The sequence below is a fragment of the Blautia wexlerae genome, from assembly GCF_013300825.1.
Classification (GTDB): Bacteria; Bacillota; Clostridia; order Lachnospirales; family Lachnospiraceae; genus Blautia_A; species Blautia_A wexlerae_B.
The window spans coordinates 158,972-171,288 of sequence record NZ_JAAIMY010000004.1; the positions used below are offsets into that span (position 1 = coordinate 158,972).

7 protein-coding genes are annotated in these 12,317 nt (G+C 43.5%); 1 reads left to right on the top strand and 6 read right to left on the bottom strand.

Annotation, left to right across the window (positions count from 1 at the left end):
- Positions 1-304: 304 nt before the first annotated feature.
- The gene (nifJ, locus tag G4417_RS04020; protein WP_118574845.1) at positions 305-3,841 is read right to left on the bottom strand and encodes a pyruvate:ferredoxin (flavodoxin) oxidoreductase; all 3,537 of its coding nucleotides are present in this window, start codon (positions 3,839-3,841) and stop codon (positions 305-307) included.
- Positions 3,842-4,115: 274 nt separating this feature from the next.
- Positions 4,116-4,523 (bottom strand): RrF2 family transcriptional regulator, encoded by a 408-nt coding sequence (locus tag G4417_RS04025; protein ID WP_173682702.1) that lies wholly within the window; start codon positions 4,521-4,523, stop codon positions 4,116-4,118.
- 351 nt (positions 4,524-4,874) lie between these two features.
- Here G4417_RS04025 and G4417_RS04030 point away from each other — a divergent pair, with 351 nt between their 5' ends.
- Positions 4,875-6,515, top strand: coding sequence for an ABC-F family ATP-binding cassette domain-containing protein (locus G4417_RS04030; RefSeq protein WP_008703297.1), 1,641 nt, complete (start codon positions 4,875-4,877; stop codon positions 6,513-6,515).
- A 42-nt stretch (positions 6,516-6,557) separates the two neighbouring features.
- Here the strand turns inward: G4417_RS04030 and ybaK are convergent, their stop codons facing one another.
- The 4 genes from ybaK to G4417_RS04050 all read right to left on the bottom strand — a co-directional run bounded on the left by ybaK (position 6,558) and on the right by G4417_RS04050 (position 12,148).
- The gene (ybaK, locus tag G4417_RS04035) at positions 6,558-7,043 is read right to left on the bottom strand and encodes a Cys-tRNA(Pro) deacylase (RefSeq protein WP_118610461.1); all 486 of its coding nucleotides are present in this window, start codon (positions 7,041-7,043) and stop codon (positions 6,558-6,560) included.
- A 70-nt stretch (positions 7,044-7,113) separates the two neighbouring features.
- Positions 7,114-10,161 (bottom strand): bifunctional diguanylate cyclase/phosphodiesterase, encoded by a 3,048-nt coding sequence (locus G4417_RS04040; RefSeq protein WP_173682703.1) that lies wholly within the window; start codon positions 10,159-10,161, stop codon positions 7,114-7,116.
- Positions 10,130-10,894, bottom strand: a complete 765-nt coding sequence (locus G4417_RS04045; protein ID WP_173682704.1) for a DUF4203 domain-containing protein — start codon at positions 10,892-10,894, stop codon at positions 10,130-10,132. The genes G4417_RS04040 and G4417_RS04045 overlap by 32 nt, the downstream gene beginning before the upstream one ends.
- 75 nt (positions 10,895-10,969) lie before the next feature.
- Positions 10,970-12,148 (bottom strand): transglutaminase domain-containing protein, encoded by a 1,179-nt coding sequence (locus G4417_RS04050; RefSeq protein ID WP_173682705.1) that lies wholly within the window; start codon positions 12,146-12,148, stop codon positions 10,970-10,972.
- Positions 12,149-12,317: the final 169 nt, after the last annotated feature.

Genomic DNA, 12,317 nt, shown 5'->3' on the forward strand with positions numbered 1-12,317 from the left:
TAATTTCTTAGTATTTGGAAAGCCGCGTTATTCAGAAATTGCTCACTGTTTGAGCGAAGCGAGTTTGAGCAATTTCTGAATGTTTTTAGCGGTTTTTCAAATACTTAGAAATTACATGGTTCCGAGACTGAGCCTCAGATGTTCTGCCATTCCCCGGCGTCCCCTTTTTAAGCAATACATAAAAGGACCGCGATACAAAAAGTACCGCGGCCCACATATATCGTCTGGACACTATAAATAGCTCTATCTATTTATTTTTTAATGATTTATAAACTTGTTTACAGTCGTTCAAAAACCGAAAAGATTATTCAGCACTATGAAGAGCAATCAGCTTCTGCAGATATTCAAATCTAGCCTTAGCCTCAGCCTCATTCTTAGCAAACAGTCTTGCAGCCTTTTCAGGATTCTGACGTTTCAGAGAGTTGTAACGAACCTCACCGTCAAGGAATGCCTGATAATCTTCCATGCTCGGAGCTTTGGAATCAAGAGAGAACTTGTTTCCTTCAGCTGCAGGATTGAATCTGAAGTTATGCCAGTATCCAACCTTAACTGCTAATTCTTCCTCTGTCTGAGCTTTTGCCATACCTTTCTTAATACCATGGTTGATACATGGAGCATAAGCGATGATCAGAGATGGTCCCGGATAAGCCTCAGCCTCTGCAATAGCTTTTACAGTCTGGTTGAAGTCAGCACCCATGGAAATCTGAGCAACGTATACATAGCCATAGCTCATAGCGATGGAAGCCATATCTTTCTTCTTAGTCTCCTTACCGCCTGCAGCGAACTGAGCGATAGCTCCTGTAGGTGTAGACTTGGAAGACTGTCCACCTGTGTTAGAATAAACTTCTGTATCGAATACCATAACGTTGATATCACGTCCACTAGCAAGAACATGGTCAACACCACCGAATCCGATATCATAAGCCCATCCGTCACCACCGAAGATCCACTGGGATTTCTTAGCCAGGAAATCTTTCTGAGCAAGGATTTCTTTTGCTTTGTCACATCCGCAAGCTTCAAGAGCAGCAACAAGTTTGTCTGTAGCAGCGCCGTTTGTAGCACCTACAGCAAATGTATCCAGCCATTCCTGACCAGCTGCCTTAACGTCTTCGTTTGTTCCGTTAGCAACAACATCTTCAACTTTTGCTTTTAAGCCATCACGGATAGCTCTCTGAGCAAGAAGCATACCATAACCAAACTCAGCGTTATCTTCGAACAGAGAGTTAGACCATGCAGGACCCTGTCCCTTAGCGTTTACTGTGTATGGTGTAGATGGTGAGGAGTTACCCCAGATAGAAGAACATCCTGTTGCGTTTGCGATGTACATTCTGTCACCGAACAGCTGAGTGATCAGTTTAGCGTATGGTGTTTCACCACATCCTGCACAAGCTCCTGAGAACTCAAGCAGAGGCTGTTTGAACTGGCTGCCTTTAACAGTTGCTTCTTTAAATTTAGCGATAACATCTTCTTTAACCGGCAGTTTAACTGTGTAGTCAAAGTATTTCTGCTCGTCTGCGCTTGCTTCAAGGTTTTCCATAGCAAGTGCTTTCGCACCCTTCTTACCTGGGCAAACGTTTACACAAGAACCACATCCTGTACAGTCAAGTGCGGATACGGACATTGTGAATTTATATTCTTTCATACCTGTAAGGTCTAATGTCTTCATGCCTTCAGGAGCATTAGCTGCTTCTTCAGCTGTCAGAGCTACAGGACGGATAACTGCGTGCGGGCAGACATAAGCACATCTGTTACACTGGATACAGTTTTCCGGATTCCATACAGGAACGTTAACTGCGATACCACGTTTCTCATATGCAGCTGCACCTGATGGTGTAGTACCGTCTACATAATCCTTGAATGCAGATACAGGCAAGGAGTTACCTTCCTGAGCATTTACTTTAGCCTGGATATTGTTAACGAAATCAACAACGTCCTGACGTCCTTCTGTTGCATGAGTCATATGAAGACCTTCGTCCTCAGCATCTTTCCAGCTTTCCGGAACCTGGATCTCAACAACCTGTTTAGCACCGGCATCGATAGCTGCCCAGTTCTTCTGTACCACATCATCACCCTTACGTCCGTATGTTGCCTTAGCAGCAGCTTTCATAAGGTCGATTGCCTGCTCTTCCGGAATGATTCCTGTAAGTTTGAAGAATGCAGACTGAAGAATTGTGTTGATACGTGTTGGTCCCATGCCAGTTTCAATACCGATCTTAACACCGTCGATTGTGTAGAATTTGATATTGTGGTTAGCGATGAAAGCTTTTACCTGTCCTGGTAAATGTTTCTCAAGACCTTCCATATCCCATGCACAGTTAAGGAGGAATGTACCACCGTCAACAAGTTCCTGAACCATGTTGTATTTGTTTACGTAGGATGGATTATGACATGCTACGAAGTTTGCTTTGTGAATCAGGTATGTGGATTTGATCGGTTTCTTACCGAAACGTAAGTGGGACATTGTAACACCACCGGACTTCTTGGAGTCATAATCAAAGTAAGCCTGTGCGTACATGTCTGTGTTATCACCGATGATCTTGATGGAGTTCTTGTTGGCACCTACTGTACCATCAGCTCCCAGACCCCAGAATTTACAGTTTGTTGTTCCTTCAGGAGTTGTTACGATCGGAGCACCTGTCTCAAGGGAAAGGTTAGTAACATCATCAACGATACCGATTGTGAATTTCTCTTTTGCAGTGTTTTCATAAACAGCTACGATCTGTGCAGGTGTAGTATCTTTGGAACCTAAACCATAACGTCCGGAGAATACTTTTACGCCGCCGAATTTGCTGTCTTTTAATGCTGCTACAACGTCAAGGTACAGAGGCTCGCCAAGTGCACCTGGCTCTTTAGTTCTGTCAAGAACTGTAATCTGTTTTACAGAATCCGGAATTGCATCGATGAGTGCCTGTGCACAGAATGGTCTGTAAAGACGAACTTTAACAACACCGACTTTCTTTCCTGCTGCTGCAAGATAATCGATTGTTTCTTCGATTGTATCGTTTACAGATCCCATAGCAACGATTACATGTTCTGCATCAGCAGCTCCGTAGTAGTTGAATAATTTGTAATCTGTACCGATCTTAGCGTTAACTTTATCCATGTATTCCTGTACTACTGCCGGAAGAGCATCGTAGTATGGGTTACATGCTTCTCTTGCCTGGAAGAAGATATCAGGGTTCTGAGCAGAACCTCTCTGACATGGGTGATTCGGATTAAGAGCATGGTTACGGAATGCAGCGATTGCATCCATATCTGCCATATCCTTCAGATCTTCATAATCCCATGTCTCGATCTTCTGAATCTCGTGAGATGTACGGAATCCATCGAAGAAGTTGATGAACGGAACTTTACCTTTGATTGCTGAAAGGTGAGCAACAGGTGTTAAGTCCATAACTTCCTGTACAGAAGATTCGCAGAGCATTGCGCATCCGGTCTGACGACAGGCCATAACGTCTGAATGATCTCCGAAAATTGAAAGTGCATGAGAAGCAAGTGCACGTGCAGATACGTTGAATACTGCAGGTAACTGCTCACCAGCGATTTTGTAAAGGTTCGGGATCATAAGTAACAGACCCTGAGATGCTGTATAAGTTGTTGTTAAAGCACCAGCTGCCAGAGATCCGTGTACAGCACCTGCTGCACCAGCCTCAGACTGCATTTCAGTTACCTGAACTTCCTGTCCGAAAATGTTCTTTCTTCCCTGGGTTGCCCATTCATCTGTTGCTTCCGCCATAACAGATGAAGGAGTGATCGGGTAAATAGCGGCTACATCTGAGTATGCATATGAAGCATGAGCAGCTGCATGGTTACCATCCATGGTTTTCATCTTTCTTGCCATAGTTTGTTTTTCCTCCTTAAAGGTTGATGAAAATTATTTATTTATTTCAAGGCATAAGTAAAATATACCTCAAATTTCATTGTAGATTATAACATAATCTTCTGCCTGTGTCCAATTTGTTTTGACATATTTTGTATCTTATGAGGTACAAAGCAGAGATTTTCTGTTATTTCAGTAGCAAATATGTGTATTTTTCAAGTTGTTTATAACTAACATTATGCAGATATGCCAAATTTCGAACAAATCAGGCAGATAAAAATAAAAAAAGGAGGCTCTACGCCTCCTCCATGATCTGCTGTATTGTTTTTCTCTTAAGGAGACTTATCAGCTCATCCTGTACAGATAACAATTCCCTGTGTACCAGACAAGGTATTCCACCCTGTCCGTCTCTGACACAGTTATATTTTGGATCCAGACATTCGATGATAAACATCTCCGGATCAATTGCCGAATAAACCTCATATAAAGTCAGCTCATCCAGTCCCCTGTTCAGAGAATAACCACCATGTACGCCTCTGTATCCCTTCACGATTTCTGCCTTCTGAAGTTTCTTCAGAATCTTATAGGCAAAAGGCGCTGTGATCGCTTCTTTCTCACAGATATCGGATACGCTCAGTCTGCTCTCTCCCCAAAGCGCACGTACCACTCGAACTGCATAATCGCACTCTCTTGTAATAAACATAGTCTTTGCAACCTCTCTAAAATTAATTATCCTTTACTGTCCACATCGCTGTTCTGCATAAAACAATGGAAACAGTAATCGTTATTTCTGTCATATCAATGCCTCATATTTCTGTCTGTCAAGAGGCTATATTTATTCTATATTATAACAGTGCTTCTTTTTTTTGTAAATAAAAGAACCCAAAAAAGCAAAAAACAGTTGCAAATTTCCCAATTTACGGTACAATGATAAACGGTTGTAACTTATATAATAGAAAATAATGTAACTGTTTCCTGCGAAAGATACGTTTTCCATAAACAATCTGCCGGACAGTTACTGCAAAACAATAATTTCACAAAAAAGAGGTATGATATGATTTCAGCAAACAATATTACATTGCGCGTAGGTAAAAAGGCCCTCTTCGAAGATGTAAATATCAAATTTACTGAGGGCAACTGCTACGGTCTCATCGGTGCAAACGGTGCCGGTAAGTCCACATTCCTTAAAATCCTTTCCGGACAGTTAGAGCCTACCAACGGTGACGTTGTTATCACTCCGGGCCAGCGTCTCTCTTTCCTGCAGCAGGATCACTTCAAATATGATGCATATACAGTTCTGGATACTGTTATCATGGGTAACAAGAGACTGTATGAGATCATGAAAGAAAAAGATGCTATCTATGCAAAAGCGGACTTCACTGATGAAGACGGCATCCGCGCCAGCGAACTGGAAGGTGAATTTGCAGAGATGAACGGATGGGAAGCAGAATCTGATGCTGCTACTCTTCTGAATGGTCTTGGAATTGAAACCGATCTCCACTATTCCCAGATGGCTGACCTTACAGGAAGCCAGAAGGTCAAAGTTCTTCTTGCACAGGCACTGTTTGGTAATCCGGACATCCTTCTTCTGGATGAGCCTACCAACCACCTTGACCTGCCGGCTATTGAATGGCTCGAAGAATTCCTGATCAACTTTGACAACACTGTCATCGTTGTATCCCATGACCGTTACTTCTTAAATAAAGTATGTACTCATACAGCAGACATCGACTACGGCAAGATCCAGCTCTATGCCGGAAACTACGACTTCTGGTTTGAGTCCAGCCAGCTCCTCATCAAACAGATGAAGGAAGCTAACAAAAAGAAAGAAGAAAAGATCAAAGAACTTCAGGAATTTATTTCCCGATTCAGTGCCAACGCTTCCAAGTCCAAACAGGCAACTTCCCGTAAGCGTGCCCTGGAAAAGATCCAGCTTGACGATATGCGTCCGTCCAGCCGTAAATACCCATACATCGACTTCCGTCCAAACCGCGAGATCGGTAACGAAGTCCTTATGGTGGAAAACCTTTCCAAGACAATCGACGGTGTAAAAGTTCTGGATAACATTTCTTTCACACTCGGTCATGATGACAAAGTAGCTTTCGTTGGTGCTAACGAACAGGCAATCACTACTCTGTTTAAGATCCTGGTCGGTGAAATGGAACCGGATGAAGGAAATTATAAATGGGGTGTTACCACTTCCCAGGCATATTTCCCTAAAGACAACACTGCAGAGTTCGATAATGACCTTACTATTACAGACTGGCTGACACAGTACTCCGAGATCAAGGATGCCACTTATGTTCGTGGATTCCTCGGACGTATGCTCTTCCCTGGTGAAGACGGCATCAAACGTGTACGCGTTCTTTCCGGTGGTGAGAAAGTTCGCTGTCTTCTTTCCAAGATGATGATTTCCGGTGCAAATATCCTGATTCTGGATGAGCCAACCAACCACCTCGACATGGAGAGCATCACAGCACTGAACAACGGTCTGATCAAATTCCCGGGTGTTATCCTTTTCACTTCACATGACCATCAGTTCGTACAGACAACAGCCAACCGTATCATGGAAATCCTTCCAAACGGAACCATGATCGACAAGATCACTACTTACGATGAATATCTGGCAAGTGATGAGATGGCTAAGAAACGTCACGTATTCGAGATCAACGAAGAGGACGCTTCCGATAACTAAAGAATAAAATAACAGGGTACGGCTAAGCCGTACCCTGTTATTTTATTCTGTCTTCATGGTAATATCCGCCAGCTTTCCGCCTGTCACCTTAAGCAAATCAGCAAGGGGAACCTTCAGTGTCAGTCCGATACGGCCGCCACTCACATAAATCTCCTCAAATTCTCCTGCAGATGCATCAAACACAACAGGATAAGGTTTCTTCATTCCCAGCGGGCTGCAGCCGCCTCTCACATATCCGGTAATCTTTGTGATATCCTTCACATGGATCATGTCCACTGTCTTCTCACCGACAGCCTTTGCAGCCGCCTTACGGTCAACTTCCTTTTCAATCGGAACTACAAAAACGAAATAACCGCCGCTCTTTCCTTCCATTACCAGAGTCTTAAAAGACTGGTCATAGGGTGCACCAATCTTATCCGCACTGTGGACCCCGTCAATAAATTCATCACATTCATAGGAGAACGCCTCATACTTCACCTTCTGTCTGTCCAGCATTCTCATTGCATTTGTCTTTGCTTCTTTTGCCATCTTTTCTCTCGCCTGTCCTTTCTGTCCTGTGGCATATATTTCCTGCTCTGCTGTACCTGCCCGTTTTCGGTCACTCAGCTTCAGGAATTCCTTTTTTTCGAATCTGGATCATATCCTCCAGTATCCGGTAATAACCGTCAATAGTCATCATAGTATCATTTTCCGATGTTTTTGTTCCTACACAGCGAATGGTAACTTTGCCTCGTTGGGGAGTTGTGCCAGGATATTCTATCTGCACTGTTTTATCTGTAAACATTACCGTGTCTTTTGCATCCCTTACATAATCCAGATAATCTTTATCAATACTGTCAGCCCATGCCTGATAACATTCTTCCGGAGTGATATCATTCTTTACGCCAAGAAGCTTCTTCATAGTGTCATCTGCAAGAACTGTAACTTTCCCTGTGGATTTATTGATCTTCATCTGCCACAGTCCCAGACCTGAAACAGAAAGGATATCATGATCCATCTTTTTCTCGACCAGCTTATGAAGAATCTCACTGTCATTTTCCACATCATGAAACAATATCTGTTCCACCAGAGCTGCAGTTTTACAGAGAAGTTCCATTCGCTCTGTGAGTACTCCCGGGTTATCTATACAGATAAATCCCAACAGTTCCCTCCCACACCAGATTCCACAAAGCATACAGTCCTTTACATCCTGCAGCTCAAAATCGTGATAAAGCCTTTCATCCACTTTCTTTAATGCATCTTTATCATTAATATATACCACTCTGTTTTTACGGATATAAGAAAGCCATGGCTGGATTTTCTCCTGTGTTGTAACTTCCAGATACTGGTCTTTATTCATAACACCCTGATCCCGGTAATAGACTGTGTCTTCCCAGACTTCCAGTTTCTCATCCCACAGAAAAAGAGATGCCCTGTCTGCCTGATAATATTTCCCGGTAAAAGCCATCAGCTTCTCAAGGATATCCGGATTTTTCCTCTCATGAAGAACAAGCTCATACATTTCGATGATCTTCTCCGCTGCACTCAGATCCTGATTCAGTTTCTGATCCAGCAAACCATAAGTTCCATCAACAGGAACTGCTACGATCAGTCTGGATTCCCGCCTGTTCCACTGAATACTTCTCTCCCGGACGACTGTTTTTCTGCCATAAAGTTCATAGAACATTTTACTTCTGGCCTTTTCAAAATCTTCTCCGGGCAGGACACATTGTTCACATGGCTCCGCGCGTCCTGCGAGAACCTGAAAACATTTACATCCGGAATAATTATAAATCCCTGTAACCTGTTTCGCCTCCGCATTCATATACAGAAGTTCCAGATTCTGTTTATCTACCACATAAATAACTGCCTGCAGACTATCCAGAATAGCCTTATACCCGGCAAGCTCCAAAGAATTTCCTTTCGGTATCTGTTCAGAGACGGTCTGTGTATGGTATTTCTGACGAAGTGCGGAAACAAATTTATGATAGGTACCCTCTCTGCACAGAAATGTTTTTTCAAATTCATCTGCAGGCACAGGCTTTCCGAAGAAATATCCCTGGATTAGTTCAGGAGAAAGTGTATCCAGACACTGAAGTTCTTCCTCTTCCTCAACACCTTCACAACAGACTCTGATCTGTGCCTCCTGAGTCAGTTCCAGCATATTACTCAGCAATCTGTAATTGTAAGAGCTCTTATGTATCTGCCGCACGAAGCATCTGTCAATCTTGACCTCATCCACCTCAAGGCCCTTCAGATAGCTGAGAGAAGAATATCCTGTTCCAAAATCATCAATGGATATCTGCATTCCTTTTTCTTTCCAGCAGTAAAACATACTGTTGAAATAATTGTAATCCTGAAGCTGCATACTCTCCGTCACTTCCAGTGTGACCGCACTTGCCGGAATCCCGGAATCTCTGGCAGTGTCAAGCACTGTCTGGATAATAGTACGGTCTTTCAGTTGAATATAAGAAACATTAACACTGATGTTAAAATCCCCATATTTTCTGCGCCATTTTGCACACTGCGTAAAAGCCTGTTTCATTACCCACTGTCCCACAGGAACGATCATTTCCGTCTGTTCAAGTAATGGAATAAACACAACCGGTGACATAAATCCCCGTTTTTTGGAATGATATCTCAGCAATGCCTCGGCTCCCCTCAGGCAGTATCCGTTGGAGGTAACCTGTGGCTGATAATACAGCTCAAATCCCTCAAAATTATTGCGGATACTTTCCCGGAGCTCTTTCTGAAGTTCGATTTTCAGGGTATTGTCCTGATAATCCTCTGATGAAAAGAAAGACAGGCGGTTCTTTCCGTTCTTTTTTGAGCGCAGCAACGCACTTTCTGCATAATTGATCAGTATTGTTGCATCCTTCCCATTCTCATCATAGGGATAATATACAGCACCACCGGAAAATTCGCACAGAGACTCCGTCCGTTTCTGAAGCTGCCCAAAAAACTCCACAGTATCTCTCTTACTGAATCCCGGCAGGTCTACACCAAAATGATCGCCGTCCAGCCTGTATATACTGCTTTTTTCATGCTTAATTTCATCCAGGAGCTCAGCAGTTCTCTTTAATATCTGATTGCCGTACTCCCGTCCCATACGCTGGTTGATCTCACGGAAATCATCAATGCCAAGAACCAGTATATGCCCTCTCCGATCTCTGGAAAGCCCTTCCTGAACATTCTCGATCATATTATTATAATTCAGCAGACCTGTGAGCATATCCACGCTCTCCGACAGGACCCTTCCCGAAAGGCAGCCAATCATAAAAGGCTGTTCCCTGCCGCCCTCATTAAACAGATTTCCCCGGCAGTTCACCCAGAATTTCTTCCCCTGTGGATCCACATATCGGAAATTAATATCCATACGATCCTCAGAACCTTTGCGTATATGTCTGAGTGCCTGTTCCACCCTTCCCATATCATTTTTATACACTACGGCTTTGATTGCATCCAAATCATAGGCAAAAATGTCATCCGGAATCCCTTCCCTGTGTTCACGTCCATCCAGGACAGAGAGTTGTCGCGAAAAATAAACAATATCGCTCTCCATATCCCACAGAAGAAAAGAATCGTTCGTGGATTCATTTAAAAACAAAAGCATTTTGTAATAGTCCTGTGCCCGGTTATATACCTTTTCCTTTACTTCTTCTGTCATTCCTGTTTTCCCCCCGTTTTCCTCTCTGAGCCTGAGGCTGTTCAGAATTCTGACCCTGTCTGAATTCCTGATTTTGTCTATAAACCTGCTCAGCATTCTCCTCATTATCTGCTTCTTCATCATCTTCATCAGATGCAGGTTTATTAATAGCAAACTGGATCAGCATACTCAGGATTGCAAATCCCACACTCATTCCAAGTCCATAGGGAATATCTGCCAGATTTCCAAGCTGTGCCAGAGAAACTCCTGCCATAATACCACCGATCAGACTTGTTGCCACGATCAGCACTTCCCTGCAGTATTTCACCGCCATGGAACCAAGAGCCACGCCGATCAGAATACATGCAAAAAATACTGCAGAACTGGTAGGGTGCAGGAAATAAATACTGACCGCCCAGCCAATTCCTGCTGCCAGGATAAACACACCTGCCTTATAGATCAGAAATGCGATCACTGCGAACGCAACTCCTGCCCCCAATGCCGCGATCAGCATTGTTGATTTCTCCTGTATTCCCATTGTATGTACAACCACCAGCGCAAGACCGCCGCCTACCAAAAAACCTCCCAGCATCATCCAGAAACGCAGAAGCCTGTATCCCAGAATACAGTTCAGCACTCCAAACACAAGGATCACTGCAAATATTGCCATCATAAAACGGTTCACCAGATCTGAATCCATAAAACTCCCGGCAATACTCAGCGCATTTCCAAATATATCTGTCATATTAACCATAATCTTCAGTCACTCCTTTTAGTTATATATTTATAGCTTTCCTCATCATCAACTGACACATCTGAACTAAACCTGTCAGAACATGAAGTACAAGGTCTTCATATTGTCGATTACGCCGTAATGATAGGAAATCTGTGACAGCCCATGGACTTCCAGATAGTATCTGGCAATATCCTGGATGTGATTACTGTCAACAAGATCCATATAAGCCTCATCAAATGCCTCCTGACTGCTGAACTTAAAACGTACCACTGCCGCATTACTGTCAATGCGAAGCTTACACAGATTATACACACTGTCCCAGTCATAGCTGTCAAAACAAGCTCCGTTTCGCACATAAAAATTCATATCCGTTGCTGTACATGTCGGCACCTGAAACTCATCAGAAGCAATATAATTCATCTCGTACTCCCGGGGAAACGGACACAGATAATCATAGATCGTTGTCTTATGCTCTGCCAGCAGCGTGGCATCCCCCTCCAGAAAGTCCGGCTGGTCCCCATTGGTGGCATCCACATAATAATACTGTCCGTTCAGCTTTACAATATTCCAGGCATGTCCCTGGGTACTGTTTGCAGCATCACCCTCCACATAAATACAGGGAATATCCAGACGCTCCAGCAGATACTGCACTGCTCCCGCATAGCCCGCACATACAGCCTGTTTCTTCCAGAAAGCTCCCGCTATACTCTGGTCATCATCAGAGATCACATATTTAGTATTGTCTATGACATAAGTATAAACAGTCATCACCTTCGTATAATCATCAGCACCATCCGGGACCTGCGATAACACCTCCTGATAGGCATTCTCCATAGCCTGCGTAATCTCCTGTCTCTGCTCCTCTGTATAAGTATATCCCGGAGAAAACTGACAGTAATCCCTGCCTGAATAAGTCGTCTTATAAACTTTCTCCCGGTTATGTACCCAGAACAGCTCCGGATGATCCTTCAGCACTGCATGATACACTCTGTCTATCTCATTATCTCCCGAGAGAGACAGATAAAATTTATCCTCAAAGCTTCTGATCCCCTCCAGGATCTCACGGTAGCCTCTCTGTTCATCTTCATTAAGAAGGCTGAAATAATACTCCTGATGTCCTTCATCCGTCTGCGCTATCTCCTGTTTCTTAAGAGTCCTTACTTCCCCTGGTTCCTGCAAAGCTCTCCCGCCGATGATCAGCCCACCGGCCAGAAGCACCACCACAGGCACCATAAGAATCAGACGCAGTCCGGAAAATCTCTTTTTGCTCATTCAATAATCCTTCTCAGTTATTATTCTATAAGTCTGATATCACATTACTATTTCATTCTGTTTCATCACATTTAGAATTGTTATTCGTTACTGTTCACTCCGTTCACAGTAACTTAGCCAAAATTCATTCCAGATTGCCTGCGGCAATGGAATTTTGGCTTGTATGTCT